21 protein-coding genes are annotated in these 25,948 nt (G+C 40.9%); 17 read left to right on the forward strand and 4 right to left on the reverse strand.

Translation table 11 applies throughout. From position 1 onward, the window contains the following. The first annotated feature begins 52 nt into the window (after positions 1-52). From NPUN_RS18545 to NPUN_RS18560, 4 genes are all read left to right on the forward strand, one after another. Positions 53-1,501: an HlyD family secretion protein gene (locus NPUN_RS18545; RefSeq protein ID WP_012410031.1), complete on the forward strand. Its 1,449-nt coding sequence runs from the start codon at positions 53-55 to the stop codon at positions 1,499-1,501. Between the two features lie 119 nt (positions 1,502-1,620). Next, on the forward strand, positions 1,621-2,880 hold the full coding sequence (locus tag NPUN_RS18550; protein WP_012410032.1) for an MFS transporter: 1,260 nt from the start codon (positions 1,621-1,623) through the stop codon (positions 2,878-2,880). Positions 2,881-2,954: 74 nt separating this feature from the next. Next, positions 2,955-4,535: a DHA2 family efflux MFS transporter permease subunit gene (locus NPUN_RS18555; RefSeq protein ID WP_012410033.1), complete on the forward strand. Its 1,581-nt coding sequence runs from the start codon at positions 2,955-2,957 to the stop codon at positions 4,533-4,535. Positions 4,536-4,583: 48 nt separating this feature from the next. Continuing rightward, on the forward strand, positions 4,584-5,147 hold the full coding sequence (locus NPUN_RS18560; RefSeq protein WP_012410034.1) for a Uma2 family endonuclease: 564 nt from the start codon (positions 4,584-4,586) through the stop codon (positions 5,145-5,147). A gap of 34 nt (positions 5,148-5,181) precedes the next feature. Here NPUN_RS18560 and NPUN_RS18565 read toward each other — a convergent pair whose 3' ends face one another. Continuing rightward, complete coding sequence (locus NPUN_RS18565) at positions 5,182-6,408, reverse strand: tetratricopeptide repeat protein (protein WP_012410035.1); 1,227 nt, start codon at positions 6,406-6,408, stop codon at positions 5,182-5,184. A gap of 775 nt (positions 6,409-7,183) precedes the next feature. Here NPUN_RS18565 and NPUN_RS18570 point away from each other — a divergent pair. The 4 genes from NPUN_RS18570 to NPUN_RS18585 all read left to right on the forward strand — a co-directional run bounded on the left by NPUN_RS18570 (position 7,184) and on the right by NPUN_RS18585 (position 12,861). Further along, a complete protein-coding gene (locus tag NPUN_RS18570; RefSeq protein ID WP_012410036.1) occupies positions 7,184-8,677 on the forward strand; it encodes a sensor histidine kinase in 1,494 nt (497 codons plus the stop codon). A gap of 19 nt (positions 8,678-8,696) precedes the next feature. Further along, the gene (locus tag NPUN_RS18575) at positions 8,697-9,125 is read left to right on the forward strand and encodes a response regulator (RefSeq protein ID WP_012410037.1); all 429 of its coding nucleotides are present in this window, start codon (positions 8,697-8,699) and stop codon (positions 9,123-9,125) included. Positions 9,126-9,327: 202 nt separating this feature from the next. After that, a complete protein-coding gene (locus tag NPUN_RS37800; protein ID WP_012410038.1) occupies positions 9,328-10,365 on the forward strand; it encodes a sensor histidine kinase in 1,038 nt (345 codons plus the stop codon). Positions 10,366-10,386: 21 nt separating this feature from the next. After that, on the forward strand, positions 10,387-12,861 hold the full coding sequence (locus NPUN_RS18585; RefSeq protein WP_012410039.1) for a two-component system response regulator: 2,475 nt from the start codon (positions 10,387-10,389) through the stop codon (positions 12,859-12,861). 203 nt (positions 12,862-13,064) lie between these two features. Here NPUN_RS18585 and NPUN_RS18590 read toward each other — a convergent pair whose 3' ends face one another. After that, positions 13,065-13,529 (reverse strand): hypothetical protein, encoded by a 465-nt coding sequence (locus NPUN_RS18590; protein WP_012410040.1) that lies wholly within the window; start codon positions 13,527-13,529, stop codon positions 13,065-13,067. A 154-nt stretch (positions 13,530-13,683) separates the two neighbouring features. Between NPUN_RS18590 and NPUN_RS18595 the strand changes: the two genes are divergently transcribed. From NPUN_RS18595 to NPUN_RS18605, 3 genes are all read left to right on the forward strand, one after another. Next, positions 13,684-14,583 carry a YihY/virulence factor BrkB family protein gene (locus NPUN_RS18595; RefSeq protein ID WP_012410041.1) on the forward strand — a complete coding sequence of 300 codons (900 nt, stop codon included), beginning with the start codon at positions 13,684-13,686 and terminating at the stop codon, positions 14,581-14,583. An 87-nt stretch (positions 14,584-14,670) separates the two neighbouring features. Beyond that, positions 14,671-15,177, forward strand: a complete 507-nt coding sequence (locus tag NPUN_RS18600) for a DUF4112 domain-containing protein (RefSeq protein WP_012410042.1) — start codon at positions 14,671-14,673, stop codon at positions 15,175-15,177. Between the two features lie 19 nt (positions 15,178-15,196). After that, positions 15,197-16,150: an alpha/beta fold hydrolase gene (locus tag NPUN_RS18605; protein WP_012410043.1), complete on the forward strand. Its 954-nt coding sequence runs from the start codon at positions 15,197-15,199 to the stop codon at positions 16,148-16,150. Here NPUN_RS18605 and NPUN_RS18610 read toward each other — a convergent pair. Continuing rightward, positions 16,130-16,795 carry a class I SAM-dependent methyltransferase gene (locus NPUN_RS18610; protein WP_012410044.1) on the reverse strand — a complete coding sequence of 222 codons (666 nt, stop codon included), beginning with the start codon at positions 16,793-16,795 and terminating at the stop codon, positions 16,130-16,132. The two genes, NPUN_RS18605 and NPUN_RS18610, sit on opposite strands and share 21 nt — an antisense overlap. A 91-nt stretch (positions 16,796-16,886) precedes the next feature. Further along, complete coding sequence (locus NPUN_RS18615) at positions 16,887-18,419, reverse strand: hypothetical protein (protein ID WP_012410045.1); 1,533 nt, start codon at positions 18,417-18,419, stop codon at positions 16,887-16,889. Between the two features lie 737 nt (positions 18,420-19,156). On the opposite strand from NPUN_RS18615, the gene NPUN_RS18620 reads away from it, so the two are divergent. The 6 genes from NPUN_RS18620 to NPUN_RS18645 all read left to right on the forward strand — a co-directional run bounded on the left by NPUN_RS18620 (position 19,157) and on the right by NPUN_RS18645 (position 25,895). Continuing rightward, positions 19,157-19,342, forward strand: coding sequence for a hypothetical protein (locus NPUN_RS18620; protein ID WP_012410046.1), 186 nt, complete (start codon positions 19,157-19,159; stop codon positions 19,340-19,342). A gap of 374 nt (positions 19,343-19,716) precedes the next feature. Further along, entirely contained in the window at positions 19,717-21,594 is a 1,878-nt protein-coding gene (locus NPUN_RS18625) for an NAD(P)H-quinone oxidoreductase subunit F (protein ID WP_012410047.1), read from the forward strand. A gap of 54 nt (positions 21,595-21,648) precedes the next feature. Beyond that, the gene (locus tag NPUN_RS18630) at positions 21,649-22,371 is read left to right on the forward strand and encodes a carbonic anhydrase (protein ID WP_012410048.1); all 723 of its coding nucleotides are present in this window, start codon (positions 21,649-21,651) and stop codon (positions 22,369-22,371) included. 86 nt (positions 22,372-22,457) lie between these two features. Continuing rightward, positions 22,458-23,954, forward strand: a complete 1,497-nt coding sequence (locus NPUN_RS18635; RefSeq protein ID WP_012410049.1) for an NADH-quinone oxidoreductase subunit M — start codon at positions 22,458-22,460, stop codon at positions 23,952-23,954. Positions 23,955-23,995: 41 nt separating this feature from the next. Then, positions 23,996-24,586: a CDP-alcohol phosphatidyltransferase family protein gene (locus tag NPUN_RS18640; RefSeq protein WP_012410050.1), complete on the forward strand. Its 591-nt coding sequence runs from the start codon at positions 23,996-23,998 to the stop codon at positions 24,584-24,586. A 1-nt stretch (position 24,587) separates the two neighbouring features. Then, positions 24,588-25,895 carry a CO2 hydration protein gene (locus NPUN_RS18645; RefSeq protein WP_012410051.1) on the forward strand — a complete coding sequence of 436 codons (1,308 nt, stop codon included), beginning with the start codon at positions 24,588-24,590 and terminating at the stop codon, positions 25,893-25,895. Positions 25,896-25,948: the final 53 nt, after the last annotated feature.

Below are 25,948 nucleotides of genomic sequence, written 5' to 3' on the forward strand. Positions count from 1 at the left end.
ATTCTAAATAAACGACTATCAATCAAATCATCGAACAAGCGAGTTAAGAATCATGAAAACCAATACATTTAACGGACGCAACCAAAACAAAACCATAGTTATAGAAAAAGAATTGATTCCTAATTCAGAGGCTTTAAAAGCTGTAACCGCAGAAGCACCTGTTGTAACTCCTGAGATTGAGAAAGAAGTTCCACCGAAGCGGAAAAAACCGACTGGTTTGATTTTGGCAGGAATAGGTGTGGGTGCGATCGTCGCAGGTACTTTTGGTTATAACTATTGGCAATACGCCTCCACCCACCAGGAAACAGACAACGCCACTGTTGCGGGAAATATTCACCAAGTTAGTAGCCGAATTCCCGGAACTGTAAGTCAGGTGCTTGTGAATGATAACCAATTGGTGCAACCGGGACAGTTGTTAGTGAAATTAGATCCACGAGACTATGAAAGTAAGGTACAGCAAGCACAAGCAGCCTTAGAAAATGCGCGTGGACAGGCCCAAGCAGCCCAAGCAAATATTGCTTTAACTTCACAAACCACCACTGGTAAGACAACTCAAGCACAGGGAGATGTTAGCGGTGCGGTAGCAGCAATTTCCACAGCCCAAGCAGCAGTACAAGAAGCCCAAGCTGGGATACCAGCCGCGCAAGCTGAAGTCAGATTAGCCGAAGCAGGGATTCCCGCCGCCCAAGCCCAGGTAGCGCAAGCAAATGCGAATTTGGAAAATGCCCAAGCAGATTACAATCGCTACAACGAATTGTATAAAAACGGTGCGATCGCTCGTCAGCAGCTAGACGCAGCCAAGGCCGCTTTTAATGTGGCTACGGCACAAAGAAACGCTGCTGTTCAGGGAGTAGAACAAGCTCAAGCCAAGTTAGCTTCTGCGAGAGTTGGTGTTGCCAAAGCCCAGTCTCAGCTAGCACAGGCGCAAGAAAATGTCACCAACGCCCAAGCTAAATTGGCAGCATCCAAGGGAGGATTGCAACAAGCTACCGCAGGCGGACAAGATACAACAGTAAAACGTAGTCAATACGAAGCGGCAAAAGCTGCGATCGCGCAATCGGAAGCATCGCTCAAAGACGCGCAACTGCAACTATCCTACGCCAATGTTACCGCCCCTAGTGCCGGACGAGTCGGTAGAAAAAACGTGGAAGTTGGCAACCGAGTTGCAGTAGGAACACCATTAATGGCGATCGTGGATAACGAGTATTGGGTAATTGCGAACTTCAAGGAAACCCAATTAGAAAAGATGCGCCCAGGAGAGATGGCAGAAATCAAGCTAGATGCTTTCCCTCATCATACCTTTGTTGGTCGTGTTGAAAGTCTTTCGCCAGCTTCCGGCGCTCAGTTTGCCTTATTGCCACCAGATAACGCTACAGGTAACTTTACCAAAGTTGTCCAACGCATCCCAGTCAAAGTAGTTTTTGACCAAAAGAGCATTCAAGGATACGAATCGCGGATTACTCCGGGGATGTCTGCGGAAGTAGCTGTGGAAGTCAAGTAATACCAAGTTGCCTGCAAACCTCTTTCTTGTTGTGACATTCTCCTACATCTAGAGAGAGGCGTATAAAGATGAGGTGAAATGATATTTGTGAGAGCAGATTGGTATAAAACAAACTTGACATGAAAAAACCATTACTACCTGCTTTAAGGTCAAAAAATTACCAACTGTTTTTTGCCGGACAAGGTGTTTCCCTAGTTGGGACATGGATGACGCAACTTGCGACGATTTGGCTAGTTTATAACTTGACAAATTCACCATTAATGCTAGGAGTTGTGGGATTTTCAAGTCAAATTCCGAGCTTTTTTCTAGCTCCCTTTGGTGGAGTATTTGTAGACCGCTTTTCTCGATATCGTACCTTAATTGGTACGCAAGTCTTGGCGATGATTCAATCCTTAACATTAGCAGTGTTGGCGCTGACTGGTGTAATTCAGGTATGGCACATCATCGCCTTGAGCTTGTGTCAAGGATTTATTAACGCCTTAGATGCGCCAGCCCGCCAAGCATTTGTACCAGAGTTAGTTGAACGCAGAGAAGATTTAGCCAATGCGATCGCCATTAACTCTACCATGATCAACGGTGCTAGATTAATTGGCCCTGCGATCGGAGGTTTACTAATTGCTAGAGTTGGAACTGGCTATTGTTTTTTAATAGACGGTTTAAGCTACATTGCTGTACTCGCCGCTTTATTGGCAATGAAAGTTAAGCCTTGGAAAAATGTGGTGACTGACGGCAATCCCTTACAAAAAGTCAAAGAGGGATTTGTATATGCCTTTAGCTTTCCGCCCATTCGCTCGATTTTGTTGCTATCAACTTTAGTCAGTTTCATGGGACTGCAAAACACAATTCTCGTACCAGTTATTGCAGAACAAGTACTCAAAGGTGGTGCAGAGAGTTTGGGGTTTTTGATGGCGGCATCTGGAGTTGGAGCTTTAACTGGTGGGATTTATCTAGCTACGCGCCAAACAATCTTAGGAATTGGTAAATTGATTGCTTTAGCTCCAGCAATTTTAGGAGTTGCTCTAATTGCCTTTTCTTTATCTCGATATTTACCACTTTCTTTATTTACAATGTTATTTGTTGGCTTAGGTACAATTCTCCAGATTGCTGCTAGCAACACATTTTTACAAACAATTGTTGAAGATGACAAACGTGGGCGATTGATGAGCTTATACACAATGTCATTTTTGGGGATGATTCCCGTGGGCAACTTGCTAGGAGGTGTATTAGCCAGTCGTATTGGCGCACCTAATACTTTAATAATTGATGGTATAGCTTGTATTTTAGGTTCTATAATTTTTAGCAGACAATTGCCTGCCTTAAGGCAGATTATGCGTCCAATTTATGAGCAGAAGGGCATTGTAATGAGTAAGAGAGCTTAGGATAAAAACAGCAAAGAGATGGTATAAAATTTAATAACAATTTTGTTGCTTAACCTTAAAACTGGAACAACACTATGGCTAATACATGTGTAATTCATCAGCAAGCACCACCAGAACGTGTACCGCTAAGAACCTGGATTGGTGTATTAGCCAGTATGCTTGGGGCATTTATGGCGGTATTAGATATTCAAATAACTAATGCTTCACTGCAAGATATTCAAGCAAGTTTAGGAGCAACTTTAGAAGAAGGCTCTTGGATTTCTACCGCTTATTTAGTAGCAGAGATTGTGGTAATTCCTTTAACAGGATGGTTATCACGGGTGTTTTCTCTGCAACGTTATCTGTTAGTGAATACTGCACTATTTATTTTCTTTTCTATATGCTGTGCTTGGTCGTGGAATCTCAATTCCATGATTTTATTTCGCGCCTTACAAGGTTTTAGTGGAGGAGTCTTAATTCCTACCGCTATGACAGTTGTATTAACGACTTTACCCCAATCTAAGCAATCAGTTGGGCTGGCTGCTTTTGGCTTTAGTGCAGTGTTTGCACCATCAATTGGCCCAACATTAGGAGGTTGGTTAACAGAAAATTTTGGTTGGGAATACAACTTTTATATAAATGTAATTCCAGGCGCATTAATGCTAGCTGGAGTTTGGTACGGAATTAAACAAGAAAAACCCCAAATTAATTTACTGAAACAAGGTGATTGGTGGGGAATTATTGCAATGGCTATTGGGTTAGGCTCCCTACAAGTTGTTCTAGAAGAAGGTAGCCGCAAAGATTGGTTTAGTTCAGCGCTGATTGTACGCTTAAGTGCGATCGCAGTAATTTTTCTGGCGATATTTTTCTTTATAGAATTAACTCGTAAGCAACCATTTATTAATTTACGACTTGTGTTTAGGCGGAACTTTGGTTTAGCCAGTATTGTTAATGTGTCCCTGGGGGTGGGATTGTATGGTTCAATTTATATTCTACCGTTGTATCTTGCCCAAATTCAAAAATACAATGCGCTACAAATTGGTGAAGTATTAATTTGGGCTGGTATTCCTCAACTTTTTATTATTCCACTCATCCCTAAATTGATGCAACGCATTGATGTACGGTTAATGGTAGCTGTTGGCGTAACGTTGTTTTCCATCAGTGCATTTATGAACTCTGGAATGACTAATCAAACTGGATTAGATCAGTTACGCTGGTCGCAATTTGTGCGTGCAATGGGACAACCCCTAATTATGGTACCGCTAACTTCTATCGCTACTGCTGGATTGAGTCCAAAAGAAGCAGGTTCAGCAAGTGGTTTATTTAATATGATGCGGAATATGGGCGGTTCTATAGGAATTGCATCTTTAGCAACTTTATTAACTAACAGAGAGCAATTTCACTCAAATAGATTGGGTGATGGAATATCTTTATATAACCCAGAAACTCAACAGCGAATTGACCAAATGACACAGTATTTTGTCAGCAAAGGAGCAGATTTGAGTACCGCACAAAATCAAGCGATCGCATCCATATCTAATATAGTCCGCCGGGAAGCTTATGTAATGGCTTTTAACGATTGTTTCTACTTTATTGGCATTGCATTATTACTCAGTGGACTTGCCGTTTTATTCTTCAAAAAGGTGAAGCCAAGTGGTAATGCTGTCGCTCATTAGATTTGTTGCATCTGTTAAACTGTTTGATAAAACTACTAAGGTACTAAAATGGTCATCAGCCAAAGTGAGTACTATATCTCTCCACAAGAATATCTAGAAGGCGAGAAAGTAAGTGACATCAAACACGAGTATATTGATGGGCAAGTCTACGCAATGGCAGGGGCAAGTGATGCTCATGTCACCGTAGTAGGAAATGTGTTTATACTGCTGCGAAACCATCTGCGGGGTAGTGGATGCCGTGTCTACATGGCAGATATGAAAGCACAGATTGATGTGATAAATCGCTATTTCTATCCTGATGTCATGGTGACTTGTGATACACGAGATAGAGAGTCTGAATATTTCAAATCCTATCCTTGTTTAATTATCGAAGTACTTTCTGAGTCAACAGAAGGCTTTGATAGGGGAAAGAAATTCGCTAGTTATCGACATTTAGAATCACTACAAGAGTATGTGCTAATTTCACCAGATCGAATGAGTGTCGAATGCTTCCGCCGCAATGACCAAGGACAGTGGGTACTTTATCCTTATGAACAAGAACAAGAAGTGCATTTAGCTAGCGTTGATTTTCGGTGTGCGATCGCCGAAATATATGAAGATGTATTAAGCTGAAAAGCATCTAAGTTGAATAATCAATTAATAGGTATTATCGATTAGATGATATTTTTTCAATTTGCTTAGTAAAGTATGCTTCTTCATGTTTTAGTTGTTGTGCTATTTCCAACCCTTTTTTAAAAGCTGTTAATGCTTGAGGAAAATCTTTCTGTTCTAGATACAATTGCCCAATTTGGTCATAAGCTTGCATTATCCCGTAAAAGTTGGCAGATTGCGTCTGTATCTGTACAAGGATTTGGCTAGCCTGCAAAGCCTCGTCTATTTGTCCTTGAGAACTGTACAGTGCAATTAACTTCTGCAAAGCGTCGCCAGCACGAACATACTCGCGTAATTGCCAAGCAGTGGTATAAGCTTCTTGATAATTTTGAAAAGCTTCTAGCAGTAAGTTAGGATCTTTCTTGGCTAGAGATTCGTAATTTGCAGCGATCGCTAGCTTTAATTCTGGGATTTCTGTAAGATTATTTTCAGTAGTGTAAATTACTACTAACTTATTAAGTATATTCAATGACTGCTGCGGTTGTTGTGTCTGCTCATAAATGTAAGCCAGCCGTTGCAGATATGTTACCTCATTTACACGTTGGCCTTCAGAAGTAGCTAAACTCAATAATTCTTCGTAGACTGGGGCGGCTTTGGTATAATCAAACCAAGTTAAATGCAATTCCCCAATTGTCTTAAGCATTTCTACTACTGCTGCCGTATCTTTTTGCTGCCGCACCACTAGCAAAACTTGGTCGTAAGCTTCTACAGCTAGTTTAATCGATCGCACATTTTGGTAAGCTTGGGCTAGCGATCGCCATAATTGCAGATCGACTTGGGCAGTTGTTTTCTGAGATTGCGCCTGCTTTTGAATTGCTTGCAATCGCTGCACAATATATTGTACTTCTTCCCCATCATTTTGCTTCCAAGCGATCGCCCCGACTCGTGATAGTGCTTGCACCTCTGCTAATGAACCTAAAAAGCGCCGCAAGCGAAGTTCCCGGTTCCAAATTTCAAACGCCGCCACCCGATCCCCTGCTTGCAGTTTCGCTGTTGCTTCTTGGTTTAAAGCATCTAGTGCTGGTTCTAAATTTTGCTGTTCTTGGAGAGTTAACGGCTGTTTATCCTTCGGCAAACGTGGTAGCAGTGGGTCGGGTGGGGTGATTTCTAGAGGACTAGGAGGAAATTCATCCGGTGGTTTGGGCTTTTTAGTCTGTGCCAGCGTTAAGGAGTTGCTAAAGAGTATAGCGGCAGTAACAATCACAATTAAGCGCCTGAGCATGAGTACTTCACCTTGCCTTGAGTTAGTTACATGAGGTAATTCCCCATGCCCTATTATTTTTACCTTATTTCAGCAATTCCGAGGCGTAATACTAATTCACGAAAACTCTGATACATACAGATAGATTTGTCGTAGGGGTATGGCAAGCCCCTATTTCCCTACATTGCTTTATGTCTCTATCTAATCTACGTATCTTATAAGTCAAGTCAATATCAAGCTAATACAATCAAAAATTTTTAAGTGTAATTACTGGGGTTTTATATCACATTTGCCTGGCTGATGCAAGCGAAAATCTATTGAATCTAGCTGGGGAAATATACTGAATATTTGAATAAAATTTCTTATTTGCCTTCTTATGAGTCAGAAAATATACGCTCACAATAATTCACTAATATAGATATCCTTTATTAGAGCTAGTTTGCTCTACTCTAAAAGTTAAAAAATTTGGTATCAGTTAGCACGACTATGATGAGTAGTACCGTGAAAAACTTTTGGCATTGCTGAATAAGAAGTATGAATCAAAAGGTAGAGACGCGATATATCGTATCTCTATATGGGTTTTGATATTAAACAAAATCATTTTCATACTTCTTATTCAGCAAGCCAATTTTTTCATGGATATTGTTTGCTGGAACGAAAATATAGGCGCTTTCACTGGGGCACGAAGGGTGATGCTCTAATGCCAATATATAGCGACTGTTATCCGTTTAAAGAGCTGGCTTACTGTTTTTACTACTTTAGTCAACAGCTACTTTTTCAATTAGGAAGGTAAAAAATGAAATGGGCTATTTACAAAAAGAATACGGGCAGTTTTGTAATAGCAGTAGCAATTATGACTGGTATCGGCGTAGTTTCGTATCTGAGTTTGCTTCAGTATAAAGAAAATGCTCAATGGGTAACACATACACGCGAGGTACTTGAAAAGACAAAAGAAATAATGTCACAGATTAAGGATGCAGAAACTGGACAACGGGGCTATCTTCTCACGGGCAAAAAACGGTATCTCGAACCCTATCGCATAGCAACTGGCGAGATTGTTCAGCAACTTAAGGCTCTGCGCCAATTGACTGCGGATAACCCCAATCAGCAACGGCGGCTCGATCGCCTTGAACCCTTGATTACCAAAAAACTGGTTTTGATTGAACAGGCGATTAATGCAAGGAGCAAAGATTTAGAGTCCGCACTGCAAATAGTTCAGACAGATCGGGGTCAGCAGATTATGGAGGACATCCGAATGCTCACTACAGCTATGGAGAACGAAGAAAATGAGTTGTTGAAACAGAGGTCAATGGAGGCGAACGCCAGCGCTCATCAAACAACTGTACTGACTATTTTTGGCAGCATTATCGCTTCTGTCATCGTCGGTTTAGCAGCCACGATTACCAATCAGGAACTCGTCAAACGCAAGCGGATGGAAAATTCTCTGCAAAAAGCTCGCGCTGAATTAGAAATAGAGGTTAACAAACGGACTGCCGAACTGAGAAACACTAACGAAGAATTGCAAACTGAAATTAATGAGCGCAAAAAGGCAGAGTCGGAGATTCTGCGGCTGAATGTCCAGCTTGAGCAGCGAGTTGCAGAACGCACGGCACAACTCGAAGCCACTAATAAAGAGATGGAAGCATTTAGTTATTCTGTATCTCACGACCTGCGGGCCCCCTTGCGGAGTATCGATGGTTTTAGTCAAGCACTACTAGAAGATTACGCTGATAAGCTAGACACACTAGGCCAAAACTACCTCCAGCGAGTGCGTGCAGCCACCCAGCGAATGGCACAACTGATTGACGATTTATTGAATCTGTCACGATTGACGCGCAGTGAGATGCGTTGCGAAAAGGTTGATCTGAGCGCACTGGTGGAGGCGATCGCTACAGAGTTGCACAAAACCCAACCAGAACGCCAAGTAGAGTTTGCGATCGCGCCGGGATTGGTTACTAAAGGTGATGCTCATCTGTTACGGATAGTCCTAGAAAACCTGCTGGGTAATGCGTGGAAGTTTACAGGAAAACATCAAAAAGCCCGAATAGAATTTGGGCTTTTACAGCAAGATGACACCTATGTGTATTTTGTCCGTGATGATGGCACAGGCTTCGATATGGCCTATGTTGAGAAACTCTTCGGTGCTTTTCAGCGCCTGCACGCCATGACTGAGTTTGAAGGCACTGGCATCGGATTAGCTACTGTGCAAAGGATTGTTCACCGTCATGGTGGCCGTGTCTGGGCTGAAAGCGCAGTAGAACAAGGCGCAACATTTTACTTCACCCTTTAACTATAGGAAGATATACCACATGATTCTACTAGTAGAAGACAATCCTGACGATGAAGCGTTAACCTTACGGGCACTGAAGAAAAACAACATTATGAACGAGGTAGTGGTAGCACGCGATGGGGTACAAGCCCTAGATTATCTCTTTGGTAAAGGTGTGTACGCTGACCGCGACATGAGCGTTATGCCGAATCTCATCCTGTTGGATTTGAAGTTGCCTAAAATGGATGGTTTGGAAGTTTTGCGACATCTACGAGCCGACGAAAGGACAAAAATTCTTCCCGTCGTCATTCTCACTTCGTCCAAGGAAGAGCAAGACTTAATCAATGGTTACAGCTTAGGTGCCAACAGCTATGTTCGGAAACCAGTAGACTTTTCCCAATTCAGTGAAGCAGTGCGACAACTAGGGTTGTACTGGTTTGTCTTAAACGAATCACCACCAAGGGTATAGCTTACTAAAGAAGGCAGGGGGCAATACTTCTCGGTTAAATGGGAAAGGGGAAAGGGAAAGAAAAAACCTTTAACCTTTTCCCCAAACCCAATTCCGAGTTAAAAATGCACAAAGTGGGAAGTATTGGGTTCCAACTAAGCCTCCTGCCTCCAAAATATACAAAGCTGACTTTCTGAATTACGAATTACGAATTACGAATTACATGGGTATACCACTGCGCGTATTACTTGTTGAGGATTCAGAAGACGACGCTTTTTTGTTGCTACGTGAACTGCAACGTGGTGACTATGAAGTAGCCTTTGAAAGGGTTGATACACCCACAGCCATGAAAGCTGCGATCGCAGAGCAAATATGGGATATTGTCATCTGTGATTATTCCATGCCCACCTTTAGCGCTCCTGCTGCATTAAAGCAGGTTAAGGAAAGTGGACTTGATCTGCCATTCATTATCGTCTCAGGCACGATTGGTGAAGATACCGCAGTAGCCGCTATGAAAGCTGGTGCCCATGATTACATCATCAAAGGTAATCTAGCAAGACTTATCCCTGCTGTTGCTCGCGAGTTGCGTGAGGCCCAGGTGAGATTGGAACGTAAACAAGCAGAGGAGCAGATTAAAGCATCGCTTCAAGAAAAAGAGGTGCTATTGAAAGAAATTCATCACCGGGTAAAAAATAATTTGCAGATTATTTCTAGTCTGCTCAACCTGCAAGCAGAGTATCTCAAGGACAATCAAGTCCTTGAGGTATTCAAAGATAGCCAGAACCGGATTGAAACAATGGCTCTGATCCACGAGAAACTATATCAATCTCAAGACTTGGCAAAGATTAATTTTGCTGAATATATCCAAGATTTGGTAACTAATTTATTTTATTCATATAACGTTAATGCCAGCGCTATTACTTTAAAAATGAACGTTGAGGAGGTTTTTCTAGCTATTGATGCAGCTATTCCTTGCGGGTTGATTATCAATGAACTTATTTCAAATTCCCTAAAATATGCTTTTCCCCAAAGAGAAACGGGAGAAATTTGTATTGGCTTTTGCTCCATAGAGGCAAATTTATTTACACTTGCTGTCAGTGATAATGGTGTCGGTTTTGCCCAAGATTTTGACTTTCAAGCTACAGAATCGTTAGGACTGCGATTAGTAAAAGGTCTAACACATCAGCTACAAGGCAATATCGATTTTATCAGCTATAACGGAGTGAAGTGTAAAATTATATTTCCAATTAAAAATATCTAATTTCATAAGATAAATAAAATCATGAACCCAGTAAATATATTAGTTGTTGAAGATGAAATCATCGTGGCAATGGATATACAAAGTCGGCTAAGTAAATTTGGATACACTGTTCTGGGTCTTGCCGATTCTGGAGAAGAAGCAATTAAGAAAGCAGCAGATGATTCTCTAGATTTAGTTCTAATGGATATTCATCTCAAAGGAAAGATGGACGGTGTTGAGGCTGCTCAGATAATTCATAATATTTTTAATGTTCCAATAATATATCTTACTGCTAATGCAGATGAATCAACCTTGGCTCGAGCAAAGGTAACAGAGCCGTTTGGCTACATTCTTAAGCCTTTCAAAGAAAAAGAATTAAAGTTTACTATTGAAATTACTCTTTCCAAACATCGGACGGAAAAAAAAATAAAACAGAATGAACAATGGCTGACTACTGTACTTAAAAGTATTGGGGATGCTGTGATTACTAGCGACGCATCTGGAACTGTGACTTTTATGAATCCTATTGCAGAGGAACTGACGGGCTGGAATTATTCAGACGCGTTTGGTAAAGAAGCAACAGAAGTATTCAATATTGCTCATGAAGAAACTCGGATAATAATTGAAAGTCCGATAACGCAAGTCCTTCAGTCGGGCATTACTGTCGGTCTACCAGAACAGACTATACTTATTACTAAAAACGGTGCAGAAATCCCTATTGATGATAGTATTGCAGCGATTAAAGATGACAACGGTAACATCACGGGTGCAGTTCTTGTTTTTCAGGATATCACCGAGCGCAAGCAGATATTGGCGGCACTAGCGCGTCGCCAGCAAGAATTCAAAGCACTAGTTGAAAATGCACCTGATATTATTTCCAGATTTAACACTCAATTGCGCTATGTTTACGTTAATCCAGCTATTGAAAAGGTTACAGGGATATCAGCCGAAACATTTATCGGTAAAACAAACGCAGAATTAAATCTACCGGAAGAATTTTGCCGGATGTGTGATCGCAAGCTTGGGCAAGTTTTCCAAACCAAGCAAGAAACCGAGTTTGAATGTACTTTAGCGATCGCTGCCCAAACAAGACATTACCATACCCGTCTTGTGCCTGAATTGGCTAGCGATGAGTCAGTATACTTTGTCTTGAGTATTTCTCGCAATATTACTGCTCTAAAACTTGCGGAAGCACAATTAATTCATGATGCCTTTCACGATATACTAACCAGTCTGCCAAACCGCGCCTTGTTTATGGAACGGCTAGAACGGGCGCTGATGTTGGCAAAACGACGTGCAGACTATACATTCGCTGTTCTGTTTCTAGATTTAGATCGCTTCAAAGTTGTCAACGACAGTCTCGGTCACATGATTGGCGATCAACTACTAACTGCCCTTGCTCGCAGACTGGAAAACTGTGTGCGTGCTGGAGACACAGTTGCCCGGCTTGGGGGAGATGAGTTTACAATTCTGCTTGATGATATCAACAACATCAATGACGCAATAGGCGTAGTGGAGCGGATACACGAAGCTCTGACATCTGCGTTCACACTCAGCGGATATGAAGTATTTACCACCGTCAGCATTGGCATCGTCGTGAGCAAGGGTAGTTACAACCTACCAGAGCAGATCCTGCGCGATGCTGACATTGCAATGTATCGCGCTAAAGCATTGGGTAAGGCACGCCATGAGATATTTGACTCAACCATGTACACCCAAATAACGAAGCTATTAGAGTTAGAGATGGATCTACGACGGGCAGTTGAACGCCAGGAGTTTCAGGTTTACTACCAGCCAATTGTTTTATTAGAAACTTGTAAAATTATTGGCTTCGAGGCTCTCGTTCGCTGGCAACATCCACAGCACGGATTAGTTCCTCCAGAAAGCTTTATTCCAATAGCAGAAGAAACTGGGTTGATTATCCCTCTTGGTTATTGGGTATTGGGGGAGGCTTGTCGGCAGATGCGTGCTTGGCAAATCCAATTTCCGACCGATCCACCCTTGACAATCAGTGTAAATCTTTCCACTAAACAGTTTTTACAACCCGATCTGATTGAGCAAATTAACCAAATTATGCAAGAGACTGCCCTGGAAGCCAGTAATTTAAAGTTGGAGATTACTGAAAGCGTACTGATGGAAAATATTCAGTCAGCAACTTTTATGCTCTTGCAACTACAACAGATGAATATCCAATTACACTTAGATGATTTTGGCATAGGCTATTCATCGTTGAGTTACCTGCACCGCTTTCCAAGTCATGCCTTGAAGATCGATCGTTCTTTTATTACTAAGATTGGTGCTAATGGAGAAAACTTGGAGATTGTTCAGGCGATTATCACCCTAGCCGAGAGTCTAAATATAGATGTGATAGCAGAGGGCATAGAAACGGTAGAGCAACTGTCACAACTTAGAGCCATGAAATGCAAATACGCACAGGGATATTTTTTCTCCCAACCCCTGGATAGCAAGTCGATAGAAACATTAATTGTATCTGGCATTCAGCCGAGACAAGGATAGCGTTACCTACACCACTCTCAATACGGTTCGGTTAAGGTTTTTTTTATGAAAATCACAAAGACGCGATAAATCGCCGTCTCTACAAAGGACTGATTATTGTAAAGACGGCAATTTATCGCGTCTCTTCCCTTTCCCCGTCTCAGTCGTGGTCTAAATACCTGAAAACTGCTGTAAAAATTCGAAATCACCCAAGTTTAGGCGGGTCATTGACTTTCTTTTTCTCCTCTAGCTCGTTCCTGTGTCAAGCTATCAATAGCATCACCCAAAGCAGTAGTAAGGCTATTGCGGGTTTGGCCATGATTATCCTGCTCAGTTTTCAAAGCTTGCAAGAGGCGATCGCGTTCTTTGATTACGGCGATGAGTTTAGTTTGTAACTCCTCCACAGATTTTAGTTGTTCTATTTCTTGTTGAATCGCTGTTAGTGGTGTCCCAGCAGCCAGTGTCTCGACCTCAAGACCCCGGAGTTTATGCAAGTCTGCCTTGAGTGATGCGATCGCCTGTTGGGACAGTTGGGCATCTGTGCGGCGTTGTTCTGCTTCTGTATTGTAAAGCTGCCGCCATTTTTGGGCACTTTCCCAAGCTGTATCGCGATCGCTCTGAAGTGCCGCCATCTGCTCTCTGAGTTCCTGGATTTCTGTCAACCACTGTTGTGTAAAATCTTGATTCATAAATTAAATAGTCATTTGTCATTTGTCATTTGTTATTCTCCTCCTGCCTCCCCGCTCTCCCCACTCGGTATTATTGCGGTAAAAAGATAAATGCGATCGCTACGCAAAATTTGGCACAGTAGTTAAGAAACCTAACCAGTTTTAACTCTAAATTATGCCAAAGCCTCGTTTTTTTCGCTTTTTTTACTACCTCAATTGGCGCACGCTCAAAAAAACTTTTGCTAGGACAATGGAAAGACGACTTTTGGGACTAGCGTCAGAAATCGCCTTCAATGCCATGTTATCGCTGTTTCCAGCGATTCTTGCTGTCCTCACAGCCATTGGTTTATTGGCAGAATCTTTACAAGCTACCTTTAAACAACTAGCGGCCCAACTTAGTCAAATCCTACCCGAAGAAGCCCTGGTTTTAATTCGTGATTTTGCTACCACAGAAATTACCAATTCTAGAAACAGTGGCTTATTTTCTTTGAGCTTTGTATTAGCAATTTGGACTGCTTCTGGGGCGGTGAGTACCGCTATGACAGCCCTCGACCAAATCCATCAAATTCCTTCAGAAAATATGCGCCCCTTTTGGAAAGCCAAGCTCGTTTCTCTGGGATTAACAGTTGGTACTATGTTGCTTTTAGTGCTGGCTTCTTTCTTAGTGTTTACCAGTGATTGGCTTTTGGGAATGGTAGTACGCGAAAATGGTTCCTTGATCGTCTTATTACATCTTTGGCAGCTGTTACGCTGGCCTTTAGCTTTAAGTATTGTTGCTGTTGCTTTTGGCTTTGTCTATCGCTATGGGCCAAGTGTATGGAACTCAGGCACGCCAATGATGCCTGGAGCAATTTTGGCAGCTGTTTTCTGGGCAATATTATCTGCCCTATTTCGGCTTTATGTGGCGAATTTTGGCAATTATAATAAAGTATATGGTGCTGTAGGGGCTGTGATAGTTTTAATGCTCTGGTTGTCGATGAGCGCTGCTGTACTGTTAATCGGCGATCAGTTGAACGTGACAGTCGGTGAAGATATGCGTCTAAAAGCGCAGTCACAATCTAACGAAAAATATTAATTTGTAAATCCTTGAGAAAACTTTTGCAAAAGCTCAGTAGGGGAGTAGAATATCTAACGATTCAATGCAAAATTAGCGATCGCCTTCATGCCAGATTCTTCTCCTCGGTTTTCTATGATTGAACCTGATGCTAAAGCACCCACCTTAAAGCGCCTGCGTCAGTTAAGCCGCCTGCTAGATAATGTTATTACCATTCCTGGTACGAAGATTGGTTTTGGTCTAGATCCAATTTTAGGACTTATACCTATTGGTGGTGATTTTTTGGGAGTCATGTTTTCTAGCTACATCATCCTAGAAGCAGCGCGGCTGGGTGTCTCTAGAGCCACTTTAGGCAAAATGGTTGTAAATGTGATCGTTGATGGGTTGGTAGGCACTGTCCCTGTTTTGGGAGACTTTTTTGATTTTGCCTGGAGAGCTAACACTAATAATATCAAGCTATTGGAAGAATACTTAAAGTTTCCCAGCGAGCAAAAGAGTGCAGATAGGTTGTTTATTATTGCTCTTTTGGTTGGATTGTTGCTAATATCCATTGTTTTAGTAGCATTACCCGTGATCCTAATTAGAATATTCTGGAACGCTTTAACTGGTGGTTAAATTATTGATAGATAATGGAATGAAAGATTGGTGGCAAGCTACTTTTCCCAACGGACGGCAAACTTTAATTATTACTGATGCTAAAGGCTATCCTGTAGAAATTTCTTATGGCGAAAAAGGTAAAGGAAAACCGCTAATTTTGTTACATGGCATGGGTAGTTGGAGCTATAATTGGCGACACAGCGTCACAGAATTATCTAAATATTTTCGGGTAATTTGTTTTGATGCCAAAGGTTTTGGCTTTTCTGAAAAACCATTGTCTCGTCGAGAACACAACGGTCATCAAGTTATTGAGTTTCAAAGAATTATTCAGGCATTATGTGATGAACCCGCAGTGATTGTAGCAGAATCTCTGGGGGGATTAGTTGCCCTTGCTCTTGCTCAAGAAAATCCGCAGTTAATCGGGCAGCTTGTAGTAGTAAATGTGCCTGTTTTTGCTAAACGTCTACCCCATTGGGCTATGGGATTACTTGCTCAAACCCCTCTAGAAATCATCCAAACAATTGACTCCTTACGGTTGGCATATTTCTTTGCACCTCTATTAAGAGAAATTATGGCAATAGAAAGACGTGGGGTATTATTTGATCCGTCAATTTTGACAAAAGAAGATGTCTATTGGATAACTTACCCGTTTATTGAATTTCCTGGTACGCTTGTCAAAGTTGCCGAAGAGTTACAAATAGCAGCGCGAGAAATTGAGAATTGGCAAGCAGATAAACCAAATATGCTTACCAAAATTCAAAATAAACTAAGTATAATTAAGTGCCCTACACTAGTTTTGTGGGGCGATCAAGATAGTTGGTTTCCTGCTACTCATGGTGAAAAATTACATCAGCATATCCCAAATTCCAAATTAAAAATTTTGTCTAACTGCTATCATGACGCTTCAACTGGTGCTTCTAAGGAGTTGAATGCAGCGATTCTGGAATTTTTACGGGATGGTAATACCGTATTAAGATCGCTTGATAGCTAAAGTTAGTCCATCGGCAATGGGCACAAGGGAGAGTGTTACCCGTTCATCATGATGTAACTTCTCATTGAGTGCCCGAATCGATTGGGTGCTTTCATCTTGATTTTCCGGGTCAGCAACTTGTCCTGACCATAAAACATTATCAATCGCAATCAATCCACCTGGACGCAACAATTGCAGCGATCGCTCATAATATCCATCATAATTTTCTTTATCAGCATCAATAAAAGCAAAATCAAATGTCTCTGCTTGGCCAGTTGCCAACAGCCGATCTAAAGTTTCTAAACCTGGAGCCAATCGTAAATCGATTTTATCGGCAACTCCGGCTTCTTGCCAATATCGGCGAGCGATCGCAGTAAATTCTTCACTCACATCAGCAGCAATAATTTTACCATCATCAGGAAGTGCTAAAGCCACTGAAAGCGAGCTATAACCTGTAAATACACCAACTTCTAGGGTTTTCTTGGCTCCAATCAGCTGTACTAGCAGTCTCATAAACTGCCCTTGTTCTGGTGAAATCTGCATCGTGCTTCTGGGATGACTGGCAGTTTCTTGGCGCAACTTCAAAAGAATCTCTGGTTCCCGCAGTGAAACGGATAAAAGGTAATTATAGAGTTGATCGTCAAGACCTATAGACTGTTTTGGCATGGTAGATGAGAGAATTGCAATAATCTACAGTTATACTATCGCCTAAAAGTGGTTTATCAAACATACAACAAGAGAACTTTTAAAATATCCTCTAAATTCTCACTTCGGAATCTTCCTTAAGCATATACCAAATACCATCATTCTTTTGACTTAAAATCTGATATTTTTTCTCAACAAATTCTAGCAGATTTGGAAATTTATCTTTAATTATAGCCTGGGGTTCGTAATCAATAAAAATATAAGGAGGCTTTGATAACTCTAACTGTTTTATAAGTGCTGACCATTGCTCAGATAGAAAATATTCAAGGGCCCAACCACGTAGTATCGTTGCTTGAGTCCGACCAGAAAAATAGTAGATAGATGGATCGCCTGCTACATAAATATCACCAATAAGATTTCCTGGTTGAGATATAAAATTAGCTTCTGAACGAAGAGATGGATATTTGGGTCTAAAGACAGCCTGATATTGCAATCGTGCATCTTCAGTTAAAGCAAAATTATTATTAACCAGAGTAATACTTTTTTTTACGAGAGTGAAAGAGAAAGGTAAGAACAATAAAAATACCAGCAAAATAGTTGGAATTCGAGACTTTAATCCTTTTAAGGAATCCCACAATATATCTAATCCCTTAGTTGCTAAAATACCTATAGGTACAAATAATAGTAAGTAATGGTATTCCCACAATGCTGTTTCTTGTAAAAGAATAACAGACAAACCGAAAATGCACCAAACAACAAGTAGCAAAGTCAATATATTCTTAGACTTATACAATGATACATATACTGCAACAGCAGTCATTAAAATTAAAGAATAAAAATTCTGTAATAACCATTTCATTCCCAAAACAAAATTAGTCTGATTAAATGCAGCATTAGCAACAATCATTGGTGGATATATAAAAAATGTCTTAAACACTATCGCAAAACTATTAACCGAGATAAAGTAGCTGGCAACAACTAAAAGAGGAAATGTAACTCCTATAAAAATTGGGATAAAAATCTCAATGAAGTTTTTTTGGATAGTGTGGCGTTTTATCAGTATAGAATACATCAATATACTTAGCCATAATGAAACTAATATCACCAGAAATAAGAATTTAAATAGCAGAACAATTCCGCCTAAAAAGCCTGACATTAAAAGCAGATAAAATCTTTGCTTTCCTTCTTTTTTAAAAGATTTAAAAGTAACCCAAAGACAAAGGAATAAAGGAAAACCGACTAGTGCTTCTACTTGAGTCAGATGCCAAGCACCGGAAACAATATAGTAAACGCCAACTGTTAACAAAGGTACTAGACTTGCAATTATCTGATGTCGAAAATAGCTTTTTAGAGTCAGCAGCAATATTATCGAAAAAAATACCATGTAAATAAGTTCAAATACATGGATACCAATCTCATTAAAACCAAATAAAGTTCCTGCTAAAAAATAAAATGAGAAAATCCCTGGTTGTTTAATATCCCAAAAATCCCGATAAAGTACCTTTCCTTGTTGCATCTCCAAAGCACCTAGCCTAAAAAATGCTTGATCTCCGTCAAATGGAAAAGGTAAATGTATCAGACCAATAATGACAATAACAATCAAAACTATAAAGTCAATTTTATTTAATTTAGTAATACTAATCATGAAATTTAAAGTTAGATTTAAGTGACTATTTCGCAATAGTTAATATCCTAATAAAATAACAAAAATTTCTGTCTTTTTTTATTACTCATAATGACTAAAAACTGTAATCAAGAAAGATTATGAGTCTATTGGTACTTAAGTTTATGCTTAACTTTGCTATGTTTTACTACAACTTTTAGAGTTTGCAAATGTTTGCAGTGCAAGCAAAACTCTATCTTCATATATGATTGCAATAAGTAGGTGGGTATGAAACAATTGAACTATTTAAAGATATAGTATTTTGCAAAGAATTTAGGTACAAATGCAGAACTCACGCATCAGAGAAAGTTTATACCTCTTGCCTTCTCCTAAGGGGAGACGCTAAAAGCGATCTGTCTGTTGCCGTAATGCTGCACGATCCTGCCTCAAAACCCGTAGCTCTTTGTACTTCATACAAGAGAAAACTGCTGTAAATAGGTAGGTGCAACGTACTAAACTATTGCTTTGAACAACTATGAGTATATCGGTAACTATGTGATGTATATGTGAAGTATTAATGTAGATATAGGCTAATACCCTTGGGTTCTTGATATTTTGCCGACCACTCACTTGCTTGAATTGGAGGAACCTCTGACCTCGCAGACTAACTAACGCTTTCAGCGTCTCCTCTTTTTAAGGAGGGTTAGGACGACCAAGCCTTAACTAGAACTTATTAGGATATAGACACAGCACAATAACTTTAAATATAGGAAATACTGATGGAACGTTCAAAATTAATTGCTATTCTTACAGGTGCGATTTCGGTTATTTTGGCGATCGCTTACCTGATCTTAGTCCAACTTCTGGACTACCGAGACATGAAACCCGCCCCCATCAGCCAATTTGACCAAGCGCCTGCTATTATTTCTGTTTTTTGGCAGATTGACAAAATTATCGAAGTGTAATTCATATTTTGTTTTGCTGACTTGTAGAGACGCAATTGATTGCGTCTCTTGTCATTTATGTCAATAAGTAAAAACTCATGATGATTATTGATCAAACCAACGATAGATTCATAGATAAAAAACAATAGCTATTATTCATTACTCAAATGGTTTGTTATATAAGATTTCTTTAGAGCATTTATCTCAGATTTGTTTAGATAAAGTAATTCCTTTTTGACTGATATAACGGTAAGCTGTTTCTAACAAGATTAAATAAAGATAAATTTGTCTGATCTGCATAGGCGTAGCCTGTCGTAGATATCTCTGGGTTAACAGGGATCAACGTAAGTTGATTCAAAACCCCAAACTTTTGATGGAAATTTAGAGGTAAGTTGATGGCTCAGTTTCTACTTGAGACTGTTTGGCTAGTTCCTTGCTATGCCTTAATAGGTGGCTTGTTAGCCGTACCTTGGTCGCCGGGAATTATTCGGAAAACGGGGCCAAGACCGGCGGGTTACATAAACTTGGTGATGACATTTTTGGCGTTTGTGCATAGTGCGATCGCCTTACAAGCAACTTGGAATCATCCAGCCCAAGAAGTATTTATTCCTTGGTTATCTACAGCTGGTTTAGACCTCACCATTGCTTTAGAAATATCCTCAGTAAGTGTCGGCGCTTTAGTTGTGATTACTGGTTTAAATTTGCTGGCGCAGATTTATGCCATCGGTTACATGGAGATGGATTGGGGTTGGGGACGCTTCTATTCCTTATTAGGATTATTTGAAGCAGGACTATGTGCCCTGGTTCTATGTAATAACTTGTTCTTCAGCTATGTAATTTTGGAAGTCCTCACACTAGGAACTTACCTACTAGTTGGCTTATGGTTTAGCCAGCCGTTGGTAGTCTCAGGTGCCAGAGATGCTTTCTTAACCAAGCGGGTGGGAGACTTATTCTTGCTGATGGGCGTGTTGGCATTATGGCCCCTAGCTGGAACTTGGAGTTATCCAGAACTAGCTGAGTGGGCGGCGACTGCTAACGTCAACCCGACAACAATGGCACTGGTAGGTTTAGCCTTAATTGCTGGGCCGATGGGTAAATGTGCCCAGTTCCCTTTGCATCTGTGGTTGGATGAAGCAATGGAAGGCCCAGTTCCCAGTACAATTTTGCGGAATTCGGTAGTAGTTGCTAGTGGTGCATGGGTGCTGATTAAACTGCAACCTGTGTTAAGCCTGTCGCCCATAGTTTCCTCCGCTATGGTGGGCATTGGGGTAGTGACGGCGGTAGGTGCTTCTTTAATTGCGATCGCTCAAATTGATCTTAAACGCTGCCAATCCTATTCTGTCAGTGCATACATGGGTTTAGTATTCATCGCTGTGGGAACGCAACAAGATGAAGCAGCGCTGTTATTAGTACTTACCCATGCTATATCCGCAGCCCTATTGGTGATGAGTACCGGCGGAATTATTTGGAATAGCATCACCCAAGATGTCACCCAATTAGGTGGGTTGTGGACACGTCGCCCGATTTCAGCAATAGCCTTTATCGTCGGCACTTTGGGGTTAATTGGTTTTCCACCACTGGGTAGTTTTTGGGCGCTAGTGAAACTATCAGACGGGTTGTGGGAAACGCAACCTTGGTTAGTGGGAGTAGTGATAACGGTAAATGCTTTGACAGCCGTGAGTTTAACCAGAGAATTCGGTTTAATTTTTGGTGGTAAAGCTACACAAATGAGTCAGCGATCGCCTGAAGCACACTGGCCGATGATTTTGCCAATGGTAATTCTACTTGGCTTTAGTCTACATCTTCCTTTAGTGTTGCAAAGCTTATCACTTTTACCCGATTGGGCAACTCTAAATAAAGATGTCGTGCTACTTTTAATTTGGTCAAGTATTTCCGGTTGCAGCATCACTGGGGTGGTTTATTTAGGGAATATTCCTAAACCAATTCGTCTCCCTTGGAAAGGTCTCCAAGACTTGTTTGCATACGACTTTTATACCCCCAAACTCTATCGGATAACCATTATTTTTGGCGTTGCCAAGATTTCCCAACTTGCCGATATGATTGACCGCTTTGTTGTCGATGGCATCGTTAATTTGGTTGGTTTATTTTCGCTATTAGGTGGCGAAAGTTTAAAATACAGCACCTCTGGACAAACCCAATTTTACGCCTTAACTGTCTTAATAGGAGTGAGCATTTTAGGAATGTGGGTAGCTTGGCCATTTTGGGGTGTGCAGTTTTTAAATTTGATTTTTCCAATTTCGACAGTTGGTTAGTTGAATACCGTTTTATTACAAACAAGCAGACATTAATATTGTGAGGAGAATTCCATGAGCATACAACATCCAAAAATTAATCTTTCCAGAAGAAGTTTATTCAAGTTTGGTGCAGGTGCCATCGGTACGGGTGTACTCACAGTTGGACTTGGCTCAAATTTACTTGCAGCCGAAAAAACCCCAGCAGCGCCAGCAGAAAATGATATTACCCCCGATAAGGCATTGCAAGAGTTATTAGATGGGAATGAAAGATTTGTCAAAGCAAAACGTCGCAATCCCAACCAAAGCCATTCACGTTTAGTTGAAGTTGCCAAAGGTCAAAAGCCCTTTGCCTCTGTTTTAGGATGTGCAGATTCACGAGTGCCTTCAGAGATTGTTTTTGACCAAGGACTTGGAGATTTATTTGTTTGCCGCGTAGCTGGTAATATTGCCACACGAGAAGAAATTGGTAGCCTAGAATTTGGCAGCTTAGTATTAGGCACTAAAGTCATCATGGTAGTGGGACATGAAAGATGTGGTGCGGTAGGTGCTGCTATTAAAGGCGCTCAAGTCCCAGGGCAAATTGGAAGTTTGCTTGAAGCAATTCAACCAAGTGTAGAAAGTACCAAAGGAAAATCAGGAGATAAGTTAGAAAATGTCTGTAAAGCAAATATTTTAGCGCAAGTTGGAAAATTGAAGTCATCGTCAGTTTTATCTGAATTAATCAAGGCAGAAAAACTGAAAATAATTGGTGGTTATTACGATTTAGATACTGGCAGAATCAGTTTAGTAAGTTAGCTTTTTTGTCCTTTGTCATTAGTCATTGGTCATTACTAACGCACAAAGGACAAATAATAAAGGAGAAATAACAAAGGACAAATATAATGTTAAGTGTTTTAATTTGGCTCCCTATTTTAGCCGCCGCTATTATAGCAATATTACCTGTAAGTTTCCCTAATCATCGCATTCGTCTAACAGCATTAATTTTTTCTGGAACAGTTCTTGCCTGGAACCTATTTATCCTGCTAAAATTTGATATCAGCAATCCAACGATGCAATTTAAAGAGTATTTGCCCTGGAATGAAACCCTTGGTTTGAGCTATCAAATAGGTGTTGATGGGCTTTCTATCTTAATGTTGGTGTTAAATAGCCTACTCACCTGGATTTCGATTTATAGCAGCAATAAAGAAACTGAACGCCCCAGGCTATTCTACTCGATGATTTTATTAGTGAGTGGAGGGGTTGCAGGTGCTTTTTTAGCGGAGAATTTGCTGCTCTTCTTCCTATTCTACGAACTAGAATTAATCCCCTTCTACTTACTAATTTCCATTTGGGGAGGGGCAAAACGGGGTTATGCTGGGATTAAATTCCTGATTTATACGGCGGTTTCAGGAGCATTAATTCTGGCGACATTCTTGGGTATGGTGTGGCTGAGTGGTTCTACCAATTTTGCTTTTGATGCAGTCTCTACAGAAAATCTGTCAACAGCAAAACAAATCCTTTTACTAGCAGGAATAGTCTTAGGTTTTGGTATTAAAATTCCCTTGGTTCCCTTCCATACTTGGCTACCCGATGCTTATGTTGAAGCTTCAGCACCAATTGCTATTCTTCTTGGTGGTGTGTTAGCAAAACTGGGAACTTATGGACTGCTACGATTTGGATTGGGTATGTTTCCTCATGCTTGGAGTATTATTGCACCGACTCTGGCAATTTGGGGAGCAATCAGCGCTATCTATGGGGCGGTAATTGCGATCGCTCAAACAGATATCAAGCGCATGGTAGCATACAGTTCCGTCGGTCACATGGGTTATATCTTGCTAGCTGGTGCGGCTAGTACTCCCTTAGCACTCGTTGGTGCAGTCGCCCAAATGTTTAGTCACGGTATCATCCTGGCAATTCTCTTCCACTTGGTGGGAGTCGTGGAAGCCAAAGTTGGCACTCGCGAGTTAGATAAACTCAATGGTTTAATGAGTCCCATACGCGGTTTACCCCTAATTAGCGCCTTACTAGTCTTAAGTGGGATGGCTAGCGCAGGTATTCCCGGTTTAACAGGATTTATCGCGGAATTTATTGTCTTTCAAGGTAGTTTCTCTGCCTTCCCCATCCCGACTATTTTGTGTATAGTGGCTAGTGGATTAACCGCAGTTTATTTTCTCATCCTCCTCAACCGCACCTGTTTTGGCAGACTCGATAACTTTGCCTACTATCCCAAAGTTCTTTGGTCTGAAAAAATCCCAGCTTTAATTTTGGCAGCTTTCATCATCTTTTTGGGAGTACAACCCACTTGGTTAGTACGTTGGAGTGAATCTACAACTACAACAATGGTCGCTGCAATTCCCCCTTTAGAAAAAACCGTAATCTCTGAAGTAGCGCTGAAGTAATAAATTTAGAGAGTTACGCATCGATACAGGAGGAAGAAAGGATGAATTTCACATTAATTCCCAGTGGTCTTGTTTTATTTCGTTTTTTAATATCTCCATTCCTCCTATTAGATGCCTTGGATGGCAAAACCAGTATTTGGTTCATCGTCGGTTTTGTCGCAGCCTTTCTCTCAGATATTTTTGATGGCATTATTGCGCGACGATTAGGTGTCAGCACTGCCCAATTGCGCCAAGCCGATAGTTGGGCTGATGTCTGCCTTTTTAGCTGTATCTTCGTGAGTGCGTGGATAGTTCATCAAGATATTCTCGTTACTTATAGCGTCCCTTTGCTAATGATTGTTTTTGCTCAATTGCTGTGGTGGGTGGTGAATTTAGTGAAATATGGTAAACCCGCTAGCTATCACACCTACTCTGCAAAATTTTGGGGAATCACCCTTTTTATTGCCATTATTGCCTTATTTGGCTTTGATTACGCCGGAGTTGCCTTATGGCTGACTTGTATTGCTGGTACAATTCACAGCGTCGAAGAAATTGCTATGACGCTAATATTGCCAGTTTGGACACATGATGTTTTAAGCATTTTTCATGCCTTGAATATTCGTCAAGAATCACTAACACCAATTACTAAATAATATGACAGCAATTAAAACAGCAATTAAATTACCTCCTTCAACGCACGAATTTGCTGATGTAATTCATCGCTTAGAAGCAGGCGGTGCAATGTTACCCGATACTCCAGAAAATTTGATGCAAATCATCGGTTTATATAAAGCTTATGCTGTACCGATGGATTTTTACTGGCGTGACCTGCTTTATATTGCTGAAAACGAGTTTTTAAACCCGGTTCCTTTCTTTAAATACTTCTTACCCAAAGAATATTTAGAACTGCATAATCACTATGCTGGCGATGATGCCGATTTACGTATTTGGCGCGGCGAAGCTACTGCACATCCAGAACTTTTGGCATTTATGGAAAAGGGTGAAACTTTCAAAATGCCAAAGTTATTGCATCACTTGTTCCACGATCGCATTAACATGGAGTTTGCTGAAGCTTGTATGCGGGCGATGTTATGGCATAGAGGGATGGGTGGACAATTTGACCCTTACCTAGATTCAGACGAATACAAAGCCAACGCTGACCGAGCAATTAAAGCTTATTTCCAACGGAACCCAGTAATGCTGGGGCTTTACAAGCTGTTCCCCGATATGTTTTTGGAACAGTGCCGCCAGATGTCATACTACGCTAATCTGGGCTTATTCTGGGAAGTCATGGCCCCGGTATTCTTTGAAATGTCAGACCGCTATGACGAAGGTACCATTAGCACCGTCCCAGAGGCAATGAGCTTCTTAGTTAATGGTATATTTGCGATCGCAGGTCGTCCCATTTACCATCACGTTTATATTCGTGGCGAATGCTACGAAATTATCCCTAAATCAAAGGGTTTCATGTGGCTATACGAAGCCGCATTACCTTACGTAGAAGCTGTTTTCTACCGTACCGCACCCTTCCGGGGGACAAAATCTTATAATGCTCAAGCGCGTCAAGTACCGGAAGACCAAAAAGATTTTCACTATGGTATTCTTTACGCTGATGTATTTCCAGTCGGTACTGCTGGCATTCCTCCGACATTATTAATGCAAGATATGTTGCATTTTTTGCCACCATATCTTGTTAATTACTACAGCCAACATTGCCGGGGTGAAGAAGATATGTTGATTCAGTTGGGAGTAAGTTTTCAACGGTCAATGTACTGTGTCACTTCTGCGGTAATTCAAGCTTTGCGAACTGCACTTTTATATCCATTAGATGACCAAAATCCCAAGCATTTACAAGCAAATCGAGATTTTTTTGAAATGCAGCTAAATCGCTTTACTCGACCAGACTATAATATTCGTGATGCTGCTCGTTTAGGGAGTATTCAAAAGCAAGATTATAGATAAGAGATCCCCCAACCCCCCTTAAGAAGGGGGGCTTTTTTTTGTGAATTACAATA

This window comes from Nostoc punctiforme PCC 73102 (assembly GCF_000020025.1).
GTDB classification, from domain to species: Bacteria; Cyanobacteriota; Cyanobacteriia; order Cyanobacteriales; family Nostocaceae; genus Nostoc; species Nostoc punctiforme.